At 72.2% G+C, this 14,254-nt stretch carries 13 protein-coding genes; 9 read left to right on the forward strand and 4 right to left on the reverse strand.

Features of this window, described 5'->3' with window-relative positions; all coding sequences use genetic code 11:
• Positions 1-17: 17 nt before the first annotated feature.
• The 7 genes from AC07OQ_RS22850 to AC07OQ_RS22880 all read left to right on the forward strand — a co-directional run bounded on the left by AC07OQ_RS22850 (position 18) and on the right by AC07OQ_RS22880 (position 7,535).
• On the forward strand, positions 18-1,259 hold the full coding sequence (locus AC07OQ_RS22850; protein ID WP_495055441.1) for an NAD(P)/FAD-dependent oxidoreductase: 1,242 nt from the start codon (positions 18-20) through the stop codon (positions 1,257-1,259).
• A 15-nt stretch (positions 1,260-1,274) separates the two neighbouring features.
• Positions 1,275-2,033 (forward strand): class II glutamine amidotransferase, encoded by a 759-nt coding sequence (locus AC07OQ_RS22855; RefSeq protein WP_495055442.1) that lies wholly within the window; start codon positions 1,275-1,277, stop codon positions 2,031-2,033.
• 79 nt (positions 2,034-2,112) lie between these two features.
• Complete coding sequence (locus AC07OQ_RS22860; RefSeq protein WP_495055443.1) at positions 2,113-3,288, forward strand: sensor histidine kinase; 1,176 nt, start codon at positions 2,113-2,115, stop codon at positions 3,286-3,288.
• Positions 3,285-4,415 carry a sensor histidine kinase gene (locus tag AC07OQ_RS22865; protein WP_495055444.1) on the forward strand — a complete coding sequence of 377 codons (1,131 nt, stop codon included), beginning with the start codon at positions 3,285-3,287 and terminating at the stop codon, positions 4,413-4,415. The genes AC07OQ_RS22860 and AC07OQ_RS22865 overlap by 4 nt, the downstream gene beginning before the upstream one ends.
• Positions 4,412-5,188 carry a LytR/AlgR family response regulator transcription factor gene (locus AC07OQ_RS22870; protein WP_495055445.1) on the forward strand — a complete coding sequence of 259 codons (777 nt, stop codon included), beginning with the start codon at positions 4,412-4,414 and terminating at the stop codon, positions 5,186-5,188. The genes AC07OQ_RS22865 and AC07OQ_RS22870 overlap by 4 nt, the downstream gene beginning before the upstream one ends.
• Positions 5,189-5,252: 64 nt before the next feature.
• Positions 5,253-6,956: a M14 family metallopeptidase gene (locus AC07OQ_RS22875; protein WP_495055446.1), complete on the forward strand. Its 1,704-nt coding sequence runs from the start codon at positions 5,253-5,255 to the stop codon at positions 6,954-6,956.
• 96 nt (positions 6,957-7,052) lie between these two features.
• Positions 7,053-7,535, forward strand: coding sequence for an aminoacyl-tRNA deacylase (locus AC07OQ_RS22880; RefSeq protein ID WP_495055447.1), 483 nt, complete (start codon positions 7,053-7,055; stop codon positions 7,533-7,535).
• Between the two features lie 53 nt (positions 7,536-7,588).
• Here AC07OQ_RS22880 and AC07OQ_RS22885 read toward each other — a convergent pair whose 3' ends face one another.
• The 4 genes from AC07OQ_RS22885 to ypfH form a co-directional block, all read right to left on the reverse strand.
• The gene (locus AC07OQ_RS22885; RefSeq protein ID WP_495055448.1) at positions 7,589-10,546 is read right to left on the reverse strand and encodes a transglycosylase domain-containing protein; all 2,958 of its coding nucleotides are present in this window, start codon (positions 10,544-10,546) and stop codon (positions 7,589-7,591) included.
• A gap of 130 nt (positions 10,547-10,676) precedes the next feature.
• Positions 10,677-11,738, reverse strand: a complete 1,062-nt coding sequence (locus AC07OQ_RS22890; RefSeq protein WP_495055449.1) for a hypothetical protein — start codon at positions 11,736-11,738, stop codon at positions 10,677-10,679.
• A 113-nt stretch (positions 11,739-11,851) separates the two neighbouring features.
• A complete protein-coding gene (locus AC07OQ_RS22895; protein WP_495055450.1) occupies positions 11,852-12,136 on the reverse strand; it encodes a hypothetical protein in 285 nt (94 codons plus the stop codon).
• A gap of 60 nt (positions 12,137-12,196) precedes the next feature.
• Entirely contained in the window at positions 12,197-12,913 is a 717-nt protein-coding gene (gene ypfH, locus AC07OQ_RS22900) for an esterase (protein ID WP_495055451.1), read from the reverse strand.
• Between the two features lie 54 nt (positions 12,914-12,967).
• Between ypfH and AC07OQ_RS22905 the strand changes: the two genes are divergently transcribed.
• Both AC07OQ_RS22905 and AC07OQ_RS22910 read left to right on the forward strand, forming a co-directional pair.
• A complete protein-coding gene (locus AC07OQ_RS22905) occupies positions 12,968-13,435 on the forward strand; it encodes a (2Fe-2S)-binding protein (protein ID WP_495055452.1) in 468 nt (155 codons plus the stop codon).
• A partial coding sequence (locus AC07OQ_RS22910; RefSeq protein ID WP_495055453.1) for a molybdopterin cofactor-binding domain-containing protein occupies positions 13,432-14,254 on the forward strand: 823 nt, incomplete at its 3' end. The genes AC07OQ_RS22905 and AC07OQ_RS22910, both read left to right, overlap by 4 nt.

A 14,254-nucleotide genomic window follows, 5' to 3' on the forward strand; every position in this document is an offset into this window, starting at 1 on the left:
CTCTAGAGGAGGAGTCCGTGCCCGAGCCCTGGCCCCAAGTGCCCATCTCCTGCGAAGTCCTGATCATCGGTGCCGGCCCCGCCGGCAGCGCCGCTGCCCGCCAGCTGGCGCGTGCCGGCGTCGACGTGCTGCTGGTCGATCAGCAGGCGCCCGGGCGCGACAAGGTCTGCGGCGACGGCCTGATCCCCGATGCCCATGCGGCGCTGGCCAAGCTGGGCCTGCTGGAGGCCGTGATGGCGAAGGCGCAGCGCGTCAGCCATGTCGGCTGCATCGGACCGCGCGGCGGCCGCATCGACGTACCGGGCGCGCTGGCCGTGCTGCCGCGGCGCGAGCTGGACCAGCTGCTGCTGGACGCCGCCCGCGAGGCCGGTGCGCGCTTCCTGCAGGCGCGCTTCGAGCGGCCGCTGGAGGATGGCGCGGGCCGCGTGGCCGGCGCCCTGCTGAAGATCGGCCATGACCCGCAAGAGCTGCACGAGGTGCGCGCGCGCTGGGTGCTGCTGGCCACCGGCGCCGTGCCCAAGGCCCTGATCGCCGCGGGCATGTGCGAGCGCCACACGCCCAGCTGCGTCGCGCTGCGCGGCTATGTGCGGGCGCCGTCCCTGGTGGGGCGCATCAAGGCCATGGAGGTGGTCTGGAGCCGGGCGGTGCGGCCCGGCTACGGCTGGATCTTTCCGGCCCCGGACGGCTGCTTCAACATCGGCGTCGGCGTCGTCGGCAGCCACCGCAGCCTTGACGGCCGGGGGGCGAAGAAGGAGCTGAACCTGCGCACCATCTTCGACGCCTTCGTCGCCCATTACGGGCCGGCCGCCGCCTTGCTGCGCGAGGGCGAGCTGCTGGGCGAGCTCAAGGGCGCGCCGCTGCGCTGCACGCTGAACGGCGCGCGCTGGACGCGGCCGGGCCTGCTGGTCGTCGGCGAGGCGGCGGGCTCCACCTATTCCTTCACCGGCGAGGGCATCGGCAAGGCGATGGAGACCGGCCTGCTGGCGGCCGACGCGGTGCTGGCGCACCGTGCGGAGCCCGATGGTGACGCCGCGGCGCGCGCGCGCTACGAGCGGGGCCTGCGTCTGCTCAAGCCCAAGTACGAGCTCTACGAGCGGGCCGACCGCATCAATGCCCACCCCTGGCTGGCCGATCTGGTGATCTGGCGGGCGCGCAAGAGCGAGCGTCTGCTGCGCCGCATGAGCGGCGTGCTCAACGAGACCAGCAATCCCGGCAACCTGATCAGCCTGCGCGGCCTCACGCGGCTGTTCATCGACTAGGCGAGGGCCGCGCCGATGTGCCAGCTGCTGGGCATGAATGCCAACACCCCGACCGACGTGATGTTCAGCTTCACGGGCCTGGCCACGCGCGCCGATGAGCACAAGGACGGCTTCGGCATCGCCTTCTTCGAGGGGCGCGGCCTGCGCCATTTCGTCGACCACCACAGCGCCCGCGTCTCGCCGCTGGCCGAGCTGGTGAAGCGCTACCCGATCAGGAGCGACAACGTCATCGCCCATATCCGCAAGGCCACGCAGGGTCAGGTCGCGCTGGAGAACACCCATCCCTTCCAGCGCGAACTGTGGGGGCGCTACTGGGTGTTCGCCCACAACGGCAATCTGGTCGACTTCAACCCGCGCCTGCACGCCGCCTTCAAGCCGGTCGGCCAGACCGACAGCGAGCGCGCCTTCTGCTGGCTGATGCAGGAGCTGGCCAAGGCCCATGCCGACGTGCCCAGCATCGAGGAACTGAGCCGCACCCTGCGCGAGCTGGTGCCGCAGCTGGCGCGCCACGGCACCTTCAATATGCTGCTGTCCAACGGCCAGGCCCTGTGGGCCCATGGCACGACCAGGCTGCACTACCTGCTGCGCCGCCATCCCTTCGGCGAGGCGCGCCTCGCCGACGAGGACCTGAGCGTCGATTTCGCCCGGCACACCACCGCGCAGGACCGGGTCGCGGTGATCGCCACCGAGCCGCTGACCCACGACGAACCCTGGGTGGCCTTCGAGCCCGGCGAGCTCAAGGTCTTCGTCGACGGCACCCTCGTTGCGGCTTGAACCCGCCATTCGCCACAGCGAATCCGCAGCCCGCCGCCCGGCCGGCCGGGGCGCGGCAGGCCGTCCCTACACTGGCCGCATGACAGCCGCCGAAGCCCCCAAGCTCAACCGGTTCCAGCGCTGGTATTGCGACTGGGCCGAGCCCTATTACCTGCGCATGCCGGCCGACATCCAGAGCCAGGCCCGCGCGATGGACCGCTTCCTGTACAGCCGCCGCGGCCTCTGGGCCTGGTTCGGCACGACCGCTGCGGTGGGCGGCAGCGCGCTGGGCCTGGCCGCCGCCGGCATGCCCTGGTGGCTGGCGCTGCCGATCGGCCTGGTGCTGATCTTCGGCCTGGTGATGGGCCTGGTGACGGCCTGGCTCAGGCCCGAGATCCTGGCGCGGCGCGGCCTGCTGCGCGTCGGCGTGCAGGTGACGGCCGGCGCGGCCGCGGGGGCGGGGCTGAGCTTTCTGGTGCTGCGCCTGGCGCGCCAGGGCCGGCAGGGGCTGGACGGCCTGTCCGAGGCCTTCGGCGAGCTGCTGCGCATCGGTCTGCCGGCCGCGCTGCTGGCCGCGCTGCTCTTGCTGCTGCTGATGTGGACCGTGGCCAGCGCGCGCCGCGTGCAGATGCAGCAGGAGCTGGTGCGGCTGCGCGAGGCGCGCGAGCGCGAGGCCGTCGCCCGCGAAGCCAGCGAGGCGCGCCTGCGCCTGCTGCAGGCCCAGATCCAGCCGCATTTCATCTTCAACACCCTGTCGGCCGTGCAGCATTGGGTGGACAGCGGCGACGCCCGCGCCAGCGGCCTGCTGCGCGCGCTGACCGCCTTCCTGCGCGGCAGCGCCGAGCTGATGCTGCGCCCGCGCGTCGGCCTGGCCGAGGAGCTGGCGCTGGCCGAGCAATACCTGCGCGTGATGCAGGCGCGCTGGGGCGAGCGCCTGCGCTACCGCCTGGACGTCGACGCCGCCGTCGCGGCGCGCGCCGAGCTGCCGCCCGGCATCCTGCTGAGCCTGGTGGAGAACGCGCTGGAGCATGGCCTGGCGCCGGCGCTGGCCGGCGGCCAGCTGCAGATCCGCCTGCGCGCGGCGCCGGGCGGCGGCTGGAGCCTCGGCGTGGCCGACGACGGGGTCGGCCTGGCCGCCGGTTGGCGCGAGGGCCTGGGCCTGGCGAACAGCCGGGCGCGCCTGGCCCATGTCTTCGGCGCCGGCGCGCGCATCGAGCTGAGCGCGCGGCCGGACGGCGGCACGCTGGCCGAGTTGATCGTGGAGAGCGCGGCATGAGCACGCAGACCCGGGAGCCGCCGCAGCAGCGCATCGACTGGAGCCAGCTCTGGTATCCCGGTCCGCCCCGCGTCTTCAGCGCCGACGAGCTGAGCCGCGCCGGCGGCGACCGGCCCAGCCGCAGCGTGCTGGTCGTGCTGGCCTTCAACGCCGCGCTGATCCTGCAGGCGGTGCTGCAGCTGGCGCCCGCCCACCTGACGGCGCGGCTCACGGCCCTCCTGCTCCTCTTCGCCGTGCTGGGCTGGCAGGGCGGCATGGCGATCTGGCGCCGGCCCACGCGCAGGCGCATGAACGGCTACACGGTGCTGTGCATGGGCGCCTTCCTGCTGCTGAGCCTGGCGCTGCGCTGGCGCGTGGCCGATGCGGGCGATCGCCACACGCTGGCGCTGCTGTCCGGGCTGGCGGCCGGCACGGCGGTGCTGGGCTTCTGGTTCCTGGCGTCCTTCCGCGCCCACCAGATCGCCGCCCGCCTGCGCGAGCTGGACGAGCAGGCGCGCACCCGCGCCGCCCAGGCCCAGCTGCTGCAGGCCCAGATCCAGCCGCATTTCCTGTTCAATTCGCTGGCCTCGCTGCAGCCCTGGGTGGAGGGCGGCGACGCGCGCGCCGCGCCGCTGCTGCGCTCGCTGACCGGCTATCTGCGCGCCACGCTGCCGCTGTTCAATCGCGAGCAGCTGACGCTGGGCGAGGAGCTGGCGGCGGTGCGCCACTACCTGGACGTGATGCGCGCGCGGCTGGGCGCGCGGCTGACGGTGACGGTCGAGGTGCCCGCGGCGCTGCAGGGCCAGGTCTTGCCACCGGCCCTGCTGCTGACCCTGGTGGAGAACGCCGTCGAGCATGGCGTGATGCCCAAGCTGGGTCCGGCTCATGTGCGGGTGAGCGCCGCCTGCGACGGCGCGGCGGTGTGGATCGAGGTGGCCGACGACGGCCCCGGGCTGGCCGAGCCCCTGCCCCTGCCCGCGGGCCCGGGCCGCGGTCTGGGCCTGGCGAACTCGCGCCTGCGCCTGGCCGAAGCCTTCGGCGAGCGTGCCGCGCTGAGTCTGCAGAATGCGCCCGAGGGCGGTTGCATCGCCAGGCTGCGGCTGCCCCGCGTCGCCCCCACAACAACCGCCGAGGAGAGGCCCCGATGAACATTCGCAGCACCGCCCTGATCGCCGACGACGAGGAGGGGCCGCGCGAGCAGCTGCGCGCCGCGCTCGCGCGGCTGTGGCCCGAGCTGGAGATCGTGGCGGCCAGCGAGCATGGGGTCGATGCCTGGGACGATTTCCTGGCCCAGGAGCCGCAGATCTGCTTCCTAGACATCCGCATGCCGGGCCTGACCGGCCTGGAGGTGGCGCGCCGCATGGCCGCCACCGCGCATCCGCCCCAGGTGGTGTTCGTCACGGCCTTCGGCGACCATGCCCTCTCGGCCTTCGATGCCGGGGCGGTGGACTATGTGATGAAGCCGGTCGACGACGAGCGCCTGGCCCAGGCCATCGAACGGGTCAAGGCGCGCCTGCAGACGCGCCAGCCCGGCCCCGATCTGCAGGCCCTGCTGCAGCAGCTGCTGCCGGCCGCCGGTCTGGCCGCGGCGCCGGCGCGCCCGCGCCTGATCCAGGCCTCGCTGGGCCGCGAGGTCAAGATGATCGCGCCCGAGGACGTGATCTTCTTCGAGAGCGACAACCGCTACACCCGCGTCGTCTACCGGGAGGGCGAGGCGCTGATCCGCACGCCGCTGAAGGAGCTGCTGGCCAGCCTGGATGCCGAGCAGTTCTGGCAGGTGCACCGCTCGGTGCTGGTCAACAGCCGCCATGTGGCCAGCGCCATCCGCGTGGACGAGAACTCGATGGTGCTGACCCTGAAGGGGCGCGAGGAACGGCTGCCGGTGTCGCGCCAGTTCCAGGGCCTGTTCAAGGGTCAATGAGAGCTGGGCAGGACGGCACGGCTTTGGGCACAATGGCCCGCATTCCGGCCAACCCGCCCAGTTCATGATCACGTTGCCCAACCCGCGCTTCGACGAGTTCTACCGCTACGAGGAGCTGACCGAGCTGCTGTTCAGCTATGCCGAGGCCCTGCCCAACCTGGTCTCGGTGCGCTCGATCGGCAAGAGCTTCGAGGGCCGCGACCTCTGGGTGCTGGTGCTGACCAACACCGCCACCGGCGCCGACATCGACAAGCCGGCCTTCTGGCTGGACGGCAATATCCACGCCGCCGAGCTGACCGCCTCGACCACCTGCCTGTACTACCTGCATCACCTGGCCACGCTGTACGGCGCGGACGAGCAGGTGACCCAGCTGCTGGACACGCGCGTCGTCTACATGGTGCCGCGCCTGAACCCCGATGGCGCCGAGCTGGCCCTGGCCGACCGGCCGCGCCACATCCGCTCGTCGACGCGCGGCTACCCCTACGACGAGGAGCCGGTCGACGGCCTGACGATGGAGGATGTGGACGGCGACGGCCGCATCCTGACGATGCGCATCCCCGATCCGCATGGCGGCTACAAGAAGCACCCCGACGAGCCGCGCCTGATGGTGGCGCGCCAGCCCGGCGAGTTCGGCGGCGAGTATTTCCGCCTGATGCCCGAGGGCTTCGTCAAGAACCATGACGGGCTGACGGTCAGCATCAACCGCGACCGCGAGGGCCTGGACCTGAACCGCAACTTCCCCAGCGAGTGGCGCCAGGAATACAAGCAGCTGGGCGCCGGTCCCTACCCGACCAGCGAGCCCGAGGTGCGGGCGATGGTGGACTTCATCACCGGCCATCCCAATATCGGCGCGGCGATCAGCTATCACACGCACAGCGGCGTGATCCTGCGGCCGATGGGCAGCTGCAGCGACGACGACATGATTCCCGAGGACCTGTGGAATTACAAGAAGTTCTCCCAGCTCGGCGAGCAGCACACCGGCTATCCGGCGATCAGCATCTGGCATGAGTTCAAGTACCACCCGAAGGAGGTCATCACCGGCACCCAGGACTGGGTCTACGAGCACCTGGGCGCGCTGTTCTGGGTGGTGGAGCTGTGGTCGCCGAACAAGGAGGCCGGCGTCGAGGGCTACAAGTGGATCGACTGGTTCCGCGAGCACCCGGTCGAGGACGACCTGAAGCTCCTGAAGTGGAGCGACGAGCAGTGCGACGGCCAGGCCCATGTGGAATGGCGGCCCTTCCACCACCCGCAGCTGGGCGCGGTGGAGATCGGCGGCTGGGACAAGATGAACTTCTGGCGCAATCCGCCGCCGGCCCTGCGCGAGCGCGAGGCGGCGCGCTTCCCGCGCTGGATGAACCAGATCGCGCTGTCCCTGCCCAAGCTGGAGCTGCTGCGCACCGAGGTGCGCGCGCTCGGCCCCGACACCTGGCGCGTGCGCCTGGCGGTGGCCAACAGCGGCTATCTGCCGGCCTATGTGACCAAGCGCGCGCTGGAGCGCAAGGTGGTGCGCGGCGTGATGTTCGAGATCCATCTGCCGCCGGGCGATCCCGAGATCAGCCTGATCGGCGGCAAGGAGCGCATGGAAGGGCCGCAGCTGGAGGGCCATGCGCCCAAACAGAGCCAGCAGGCCTTCCTGCCCACCCGCGAGGTGACCGGCGACCGTGCGGTGGCCGAATGGGTGGTGCGCGCGCCCAAGGGCACGCGCCTGGCGCTGAGCGCCTGCGCCGAGCGCGCCGGCACGGTGCGCACCGAGGTCTCGCTGGACTGAAGCGCTTCGGACTGGAGTTTCCGGCGATCGCCGCCCAAACTAGCTGGGCGGGGGCGCCTGACATGTCCCTGCCGACATGACATCAAGGAGGCTCCCATGTCCATACCCAGCCGTTTGACCCGTTATCTACGCCAGCAGGACGCGCGCTACGACAGCGACGTGCACCGGCCCAGCCACAGCAGCGCCGAAACGGCGCGGCAGGCCCATGTGTCACCGCACCAACTCGCCAAATCGGTGATCCTGGAGGACGACACCGGCCATATGCTGATGGCCGTGCTGCCGGCCGACGCCCAGGTGGAACTGCCGGCGCTGGCCGAACTGCTGGGCCGGCGCAGCCTGAAGCTGTGCGACGAGGCCCAGGTGGCGCGCCTGTTCGGCGACTGCTGCCCGGGCGCCGTGCCGGCCCTGGGCATGGCCTGGGGGGTGGAGACCGCGGTCGACGACGCGCTGGTCGACGGCAATGCCGTGATCTACATGGAGGCCGGCGACCACGAGCGGCTGCTGCGCATGTCGCGCGAGCAGTTCGAGGAGCTGATGCGGCCGGCCCGCCACGGGCATTTCAGCCATCTGCGGCATTGAAGCGGCATTGACTCGGCAGCGCGGCGGCAGCGCGGCGGCAGCGCGCGCGGCGCTCAATCGCCGCCGCACCGGTCCTGCCGCAGCGTGGCCAGCAGCGGCGGCCCCAGCGTCTTGAGCAGCTGCACCGACAGCGCGCTGGTGAAGTGGTAGCGCACGGCATCCGGCTCGTGCACATAGGTGGTGACGGTGCCGAAATAGCGGTCGCCCAAGGTGAACACCAGGGTGCCCGAGCGTTCGACGATGCGTTCCGAGATCAGCCGGCCGTCGCGCCCCAGCACCGTGTAGCGGTGGTCGCCGGTGCCGGTCTTGCCGCCCACCGGCAGGGCCTGGCCCTGGGCGTCCAGGAACACGCCCTTGAGCCGCCGCGCCGTGCCTTCCTCGACCACGTCGACCAGGGCCAGCCGCACCGCCTCGGCCACCTCCGGCGCCAGCACCTGTTCGGCCGCCGCGTCATGCCGGCGCTCCAGCCGCGTGTCGAAGGGCGTGGCGCGGGCGAAATGCAGCGCGTCGATCGGCTGCTGCGGCCGGCGCGCGCCATGGTTGACGATGATGCCCATCAGCTCGGCCAGCGCCGCCGGTCGGTCGCCCGAGGCACCGATCGCGCTGGCATAGGAGGGCGTCAGCCGGTCGAAGGGGTAGCCCAGGCGCCGCCAGGACTGCAGCAGCCCGGCGAAGGCCTCGCGCTCCAGCATCAGGCGCAGGCGCTGGTCCTGGGCGGCGCGCTGGCGCGGCTTGAACAGCCAGGCATAGGCCTGCTGGCGCTGCTGCGCGCTCTCGACCAGCAGCTCGGCCAGGCCGGCCCCGGGCCGCTGCTGCAGCCGCGCCACCAGCCACAGTTCCAGCGGATGGCGGCCGCTCAGGTAGGCGCGATCGGCCAGGCTCATGCGCCGGTAGCGCTCATGCGCGCCGGCGGCCAGGCGGCTGCCGCGCGGCGCGCGCTCGTCCAGCCATTCGACCAGGCGGATCGCGTCGGCCTCGGGCTCGAACAGGTAGAGCAGCGCGGCCTGGCTGGCGGCGCTGCCGCGCGCCTCGTCCAGCAGCCTGGCGCGCGCCTGGGCCGGCGTCAGGCCCTGGTACTGGCGGTGGAAGCCGGCTAGGAAACTGCTGCCCTCGGCGTCGGCGAAACGGGCCAGCAGCTCGCGCCGGCGCGGCGAGTCCGGGTCGGCCAGCGGGATGTCAGAGCTGTCGGCGTTCTGGACGCGGTGCTGGACGATGTCGCGCATCAGCCGGATGAAGACCAGGTTGACCGAGTGCCGGAAGGCCTCGCGCACCGTCAGCACCCGGCGGTCGTGCTCGCGCTCGAAGTTCTCGAAGCGGTGCAGGCCGCCGCCGGTGAAGAAGGCCTCGCCCGGGCTGGCCGAGTAGCGGCGCGCAAGCGCGGCGTCCAGCATCGCGGGCAGGCCGCGGTCGCCGGCCTGCAGCAGGTACTGGCGCGCCCAGGCGGACAGCAGGTCCCGCGCCGGCGGCAGGGCGCGCAGCGCGGCGGGCGGCAGCGCGGCCCAGCGCCCGTGCAGCTCGGCCACGATCTCCAGATAGGAGATCAGCGTGCGCAGCTTGGCCGTCGAGCCCAGGTCCAGCTTGGCGCCCTGGTTCACGTCGAAGGGCTGGTCGACGTTGTCGGTCTGCACGCGCAGCCAGTTGGCCCGGGCGCCGCGCTCATAGAGGGTCAGGCTGAACACCAGCGGCTGCAGATCGGCGTCGGCGTCCAGCAGGTGCGAGCCGTACAGCCCGGCCGCGCGCGCCGCGGCGGGCGTGCGCAGGCCGGTCAGCGCGCGCGTGGCCATGGCCTGGGCCCGGCCGTCCAGGCTGGTGTGCACCTCCAGGTCCAGCCGGTCCAGCTCGTAGCTGCCCGGCATGTCGAGCAGCGCGCCCAGGCGCGCGCGCAGATTGCCGCTGGCCTTGCGCTGCGCGAAGTCGGGCCGCTCGGCCTGCGGCACGGCCGCGGTCGGCCGCAGCGCCTGCGGCAGCGCCGCGTCGCGCAGCTCGGGCGGGATCGCGCCGGCCTCGGCCAGCAGGCGCAGATAGCTGTCGGTCAGGCGCCGCAGCGCGTCGCCGTCGCGCTGCAGGAACAGGGCCGGCCGGCGCTGCGCGATCAGCAGCGACAGCGCTTGCTTGAAGGCCAGCGCGCGGGCCGGCAGCGCACCCACCTGCAGCGCGGTGCGGAACTCCTCGAACTCGCGTCCGTACCAGGCCCACAGCCCATCGCCCAGCCCGTGCACCTCGCCGATGCCGGGGCGTGCCGCCAGCGGCACGGTGTTCAGATAGTCCAGCAGGATCTCGCGCCGGCGCGTCAGCGTCTCCTCGCCGTCCAGATAGGCGCGCTGCGAGGCCGAGGCCATCTGGCGCAGCTTCTCGCCCACCGAGCCGGTGCGGCCCTGCGGCGAGTGGCGGTATTTCTCGATCTGCGTCGCCAGGGTCGAGCCGCCGGCCGAGGGCGCACCGGCGTCGAGCCGGCGCTGCAGCTGCAGCAGCGCCGCCTTGGTCAGGCGCTCCGGATCGAGCGCCGGGTTGCGGCGCGGCTCGTCCTCATCGAGCAGGTGGCGGTCCTCGATGAACAGCAGGCTGCGCACCAGCAGCGGCGGCAGCTCGTCGAAGCGCGCGAACTGGCGCTGCGGCAGGCGCAGCTCGAACAGCGCCTCGCCGCGGCAGTCGCGCAGCGTCAGACCGGCCTGGCTCTTCTCGCGGTAGGGCAGGAACAGGCCCTGCTCGGCCAGCGCCAGCAGGCGCGGCGACTGGCGCGCCTGGGCGGTGACGGCAAAACCATGGGCCTGCAGGCGCTCGATATGGCGCGGCAGGGCGTTGTAGCCCAGGCGCTCGTCGTAGGGGCCGCCGCTGGGAAAGGCGATGCGCTCGCTGGCGCCGGGTTGCACCTCGTAGCTGGCGGCGCGCGCGGAGGAGGACCACAGCGTGGACTGCAGCCGCGCGCTGCGCAGCTCGGTCCAGCCCGCCAGCGCCGCCGCCGTCGCCGCGAGCCCACCGCCCAGCCAGATCAGCCTGCTGATCCTTGCCATGACCGCCCCCGCTTGCCATGTTCCGCGGCGCCCGACCGGGCATCACGGTTGTTTGAGGTCAGTCTGTGCCGATTGGGCTGCGGGGGCAAGACATGCGCCGCAAATGAGACGAATATCCAAGCTGGGGGGCCTAGATGACCGCGCCGACGGGCAGGGCCCTGACATGGCGGGCGGAGGCTTCGGGATCGAGGGTCGAGAAGCAGAAGACCGACATGCGCCGCCCCGGCGACGACTTGTGTATGGCGTCACGCGCCCCATGAGACCAGGCGTCCAGGTCGGCATGTTCATCGGGGATCAGGCAGGACAGGCGCTGCTCGAAGTCGCCGTCCAATCCAACGGTCTGATAGCCAACGAACAGACTCAGTCCGGCACGCAGCAGGCTCCTGCGGCTGAGGACGCTCGCGTCGCTGGCCGGCAGCTCCGGCGCGCGCGGGGCGTCGGCGATGTGGCGCCATAGTGCAGCCATGGCGCCGATCGAAACCCAGGCCGCTGCGCTGGCCGCTCCTCCGGCCGTCGCGTTGGCCAGGAATTTGACGCGATCCCGCTTTGTTTCCAGCGCCGGGCTCTCGCCGCAGGCCAGCCAGATGCTGCGCTCATAGTCGCGCTGAGCCTGATAGGCATGCTCGTTGGCGTCGACGGCGGCACTGTTCTGCGCCAGCTGGCCGAGCGCTTCCAGCCAGCGCATCTTCTCCTTCGCCAGCGGACCATCGGGCTGCAGCAGCAGCGGCGCGACGCTCGCAAACTGCTGCTGCAACGCAAGGCGCGGCACGCACAGCGGCGGGAGCCTGCGGCGCGTCGGATGCCGAGCGCTCGGTGGGGTCGAGAGCATGTCCTGCAGGCCCAGCCCCAGGCCGGTTTCGACATTGACGGTCCTGCCGGTCTGGAACTGAACGCATGCCGCCTGGTGGATATGCCTCACCCGGTTGGCGATGCTCATGAGCCGGTGCACCTTGGACGAGTAGGTCTCTGCTCCGGCCGCGAACAGCTTGAGGGCGGCGTCTTCCCAGGCCGTTCGGGCGGTCTTCGGGCCGCCGTCGGCGCCCCGCTCGCGTTCGCGCAGGTAGAGTTCGGCGAACCGATCGAGTTCGGCCGCGTCAAGGCCGCGCCCCAGCAGGTCCGAGCGCTGCTCCTTCAGGGTCTTGAGGAGCAGGCGATGCGTGCCGCTGTCGACGACGCGCCTGGGAAAACGCACGAAACCGCCGGCATCTTCACAGAGGCGCGAGAGCGTCTGCAGCGACTCGGTCTGGGTGCGCGTGAACTCTTGCTGCCTGACCGAGGTGACGCCGCGTCGACGCCGGTCCGAGATCAGTCCCGCCAGCGTGCCGCTGCGGGAGAAAATATGGAGATGGCGTGCTTGAGCGCCGTCGCCAGGACGCTGCTGCTCATCGCGGGATCGTTGAGCGAGGCCCAGTGCAGCAGGAAGCCCTCTTCGATGATGCCCGGCGGGCCGGTCAATGCCGAGTCGATGATGCGCCAGTCGAGTTCGCGCGCACGGGGCAGGCGACGCGGCGGATCGGGGCAGAAGGGATAGCGGGCGACGCGATCGTCCAGGGAGCCGAGATAGGTCAGGGCGAGCTGTGGCGAGGTCATGCGAGGCTTGTAGCAGACCCGCATGACGCGGCACAGCCCTGTTTACGCGGGCGCTGCGGTTCAACTCGCCTTTTTGTCCTGCTCGGCCGCCGCCAGCAGCGCCTCGCGCCACAGGCGCGCCGGCAGGAAGCTGCGCAGCTGCTCCATGGCCTTGTCGATCAGCTGCGGGTGCAATTCGTGGCCGATGCCCGGCAGCACGTCGGCGGTCACGTCGCCGCCCAGCTGCACCAGGGCCTGGGCCGATTGCACCGCGTTCTGGTAGGGCATCACCGTGTCCGCCAGGCCGTGCAGCAGATGCACGCTGACATCCTCGGGCGCCCGCTCGGGCAGGCTGGCATGGCGGCCGCCGAAGGCCAGCACGCGGCCGACCAGCCTGGGCTCGGCCTGCACCGCCTCCAGCGCCATGATCGCGCCCTGCGAGAAGCCGGCCAGCGCCACCCGCTCCCAGCTCAGGCCGAAGCGCGCGCCGTAGCCGCGCACCAGCGCGCTGAAGCCGGGCAGGGCGGCGGCCACGCGGGTGCGACGGTTCTCGTCGTCGATGCCGCGCACCGAAAACCATTGGTAACCACGCGCCTCCCCCGGTCCGCCGTCGAAGGGATCGGGGGCGTCGAAACTCAGCACCGCGGCCTGCGGATACTGCAGGCGCAGCGCCTCGGCCAGCGGCTGCATCTGCAGGCCGCTGCCGCCCACGCCGTGAAACAGCAGGAACAGCAGCTGCGGCGCCGAACCGTCGTTCGGCAGCAGGGTGAGGGCGGGTTGGGGCAGGTCGGCGGTCATGACGCTATTGTGAATGCCCGCCCTCTGCGGCGGGCATCGGGAGCGAGAGGGAAGATGGAATTAAAGGTCAACGGGCAGACGCGCACCCTGCCCGAGCATGCGTCCGATCCGGCCATGCCGCTGCTGTGGGCGCTGCGCGACGGGCTGGACCTGACCGGCACCAAGTTCGGCTGCGGCGTCGCGGCCTGCGGCGCATGCACCGTGCAGGTCGACGGTCAGGCGCTGCGCAGCTGCGTGACGCCGCTGTCCAGCGTGCAGGGCAAGGCGATCACCACCATCGAGGGCTTGGGGCCTGGCCATGCGCTGCAGCGGGCCTGGATCGAGCACCAGGTGCCGCAGTGCGGCTACTGCCAGAGCGGCATGCTGATGGCCGCCGCGGCCCTGCTGGCGAAGAACCGCCGGCCCAGCGATGCCGACATCGACGCGGCGATGACCAACCTCTGCCGCTGCGGCACCTACCCGCGCGTGCGCGCCGCCATCCATGCGGCCGCGGCGCGCCTGGCCGGGGCCAAGGGCAAATGAGGCGGCGCACCCTGCTGCTGTCCGGCCTGGCGGCCGGCGGCGCCCTGCTGGTGGGCGTGGCAGTGTTGCCGCCGCGCAGCCGTCTCGGGCGCGCCGATACCCTGCCGGCCATGGCCGGCGAGCTGGGCCTGAACGCCTGGATCAAGATCGAGGCCGCCAGCGGCGAGGTGCTGCTGGCGATGCCGCGCAGCGAGATGGGCCAGGGCGTGCACACCGCGCTGGCCCAGCTGGTGGCCGAGGAACTGGCCGTGCCGCTGGAGCGGGTGCGCCTGATCGCCGCGGGGCACGAAAGCCTGTACGGCAATGTGGCGATGTTCGTCGGCCAGCTGCCGCTGGCGCCCCAGCATCTGGAGCCGGGACGCGAGAGCCGCCTGGCACGCCTGGCGCAGTGGAGCGTGGCCAAGCTGGCGCGCGAGCTCGGCGTCAATGCCACCGGCGGCAGCTCCAGCGTGGCCGATGCCTGGGAGCCGCTGCGCTGGGCCGCGGCCACGGCACGCCAGCAGCTGCTGGGCGCGGCCTCGCTGCGCTGGCAGCAGCCGCTGGAGGAGCTGCAGCTGGAGGACGGCTGGATCAGCCATGCGATCGGCGAGCGCGCCCATTACGGCGAGCTGGCGCGGGCCGCCGCCGCCACGCCGCCCGGCGAGGTGCGGTTGACCCCGCCCGCGGCCTGGCGCCTGATCGGCCGCCCGCTGCCGCGCCGCGACCTGCCGGCCAAGGTGGACGGTTCGGCGCGCTTCGGCATCGACCAGCGCCCGCCGGGGCTGCTCTATGCGGCAGTGCGCCATGCGCCGGCCCTGGGGGGCGCGGCCGGGGCGGCGC

It is taken from the genome of Roseateles sp. GW821-FHT09B06 (assembly GCF_059418245.1).

Bases quoted from the DNA above. Each gene is read 5' to 3' on its own strand.
- AC07OQ_RS22880 (WP_495055447.1), top strand. From the start codon at position 7,053: ATGTCCATACCCAGCCGTTTGACCCGTTATCTACGCCAGCAGGACGCG.
- AC07OQ_RS22905 (WP_495055452.1), top strand. From the start codon at position 12,968: ATGGAATTAAAGGTCAACGGGCAGACGCGCACCCTGCCCGAGCATGCG.
- AC07OQ_RS22860 (WP_495055443.1), top strand. From the start codon at position 2,113: ATGACAGCCGCCGAAGCCCCCAAGCTCAACCGGTTCCAGCGCTGGTAT.
- AC07OQ_RS22895 (WP_495055450.1), bottom strand. From the start codon at position 12,136: ATGACCTCGCCACAGCTCGCCCTGACCTATCTCGGCTCCCTGGACGAT.
- ypfH (WP_495055451.1), bottom strand. From the start codon at position 12,913: ATGACCGCCGACCTGCCCCAACCCGCCCTCACCCTGCTGCCGAACGAC.
- AC07OQ_RS22865 (WP_495055444.1), top strand. From the start codon at position 3,285: ATGAGCACGCAGACCCGGGAGCCGCCGCAGCAGCGCATCGACTGGAGC.
- AC07OQ_RS22875 (WP_495055446.1), top strand. From the start codon at position 5,253: ATGATCACGTTGCCCAACCCGCGCTTCGACGAGTTCTACCGCTACGAG.
- AC07OQ_RS22870 (WP_495055445.1), top strand. From the start codon at position 4,412: ATGAACATTCGCAGCACCGCCCTGATCGCCGACGACGAGGAGGGGCCG.
- AC07OQ_RS22855 (WP_495055442.1), top strand. From the start codon at position 1,275: ATGTGCCAGCTGCTGGGCATGAATGCCAACACCCCGACCGACGTGATG.
- AC07OQ_RS22885 (WP_495055448.1), bottom strand. From the start codon at position 10,546: ATGGCAAGGATCAGCAGGCTGATCTGGCTGGGCGGTGGGCTCGCGGCG.